Source organism: Rhizobacter sp. P2_H2, assembly GCF_056403375.1.
Genome location: NZ_JBFUFP010001628.1, coordinates 1 through 810 on the forward strand (window position 1 = coordinate 1; position 810 = coordinate 810).

The following is an 810-nucleotide window of genomic DNA, read 5'->3' on the forward strand; positions in this document are numbered from 1 at the left end:
GACAACAACAGCTCGCTGTACAAGTTCCTGCACCGCACCGCCGGCAGCGATGCCGGATCGCTGAGCATCGAGACCGGCACCGGCGCCGGCAGCGTCGGCGGCAGCGGCCCGACCAGCGGCCTGGGCACCACCACCGACGCAGGCGTGCGCCTGACCGGCGAGGTGTACATGGCCGCCGGCACCTACGACATCCGCGTCACCGCGGACGACGGCTTCCGCCTGATGCTGGACGGACACCAGGTCGCGGTCTACGACGACATCCAGTCGCCGACCACCCGCGTCTACACCGGCGTGCCGATCACCGGCGGGCTGACGGCGCTGGAGCTGCTGTACTGGGAGCAAGGCGGCAACGCCGTGCTGAAGATCGAGATCAAGGCCACCGGCTCGGCAGACACGACCTACCAGACGCTGGGCACGAGCAACTTCGCGATGTTCAGCGACGCGAATGCGCCGACGCTCTCGGACACGCAGGACATCGTGATGAGCGGCGGCCAGTACGTGATCCGCACCGGCTCCACGCTGGACGGCGGTGTCGGCAACGACACGCTGACCGGCAGCGCCGCCCGCGACAAGCTGATCGGCGGGGCCGGCAACGACGCGCTGAACGGCGGCGACGGCGCCGACACGCTGATCGGCGGCAAGGGCAACGACACGCTGGCCGGCGGCACGGGCCATGACGTCTTCCAGTGGAAGTTCGCCGACCAGGGCACGACCGCGGCACCGGCGCGCGACGTCATCACCGATTTCGACAACACCGCCAACTCGGGCGACGTGCTGGACCTGCGCGACCTGCTGGTCGGCGAGCTGCAC

The 810-nt window shown here is 69.9% G+C and carries 1 protein-coding gene; it reads left to right on the top strand.

The window, feature by feature from the left end; genetic code table 11:
- Positions 1-810, top strand: an 810-nt coding sequence (locus tag AC1D15_RS35210) for a calcium-binding protein (RefSeq protein WP_477829734.1), incomplete at both ends; no start/stop codon positions are given.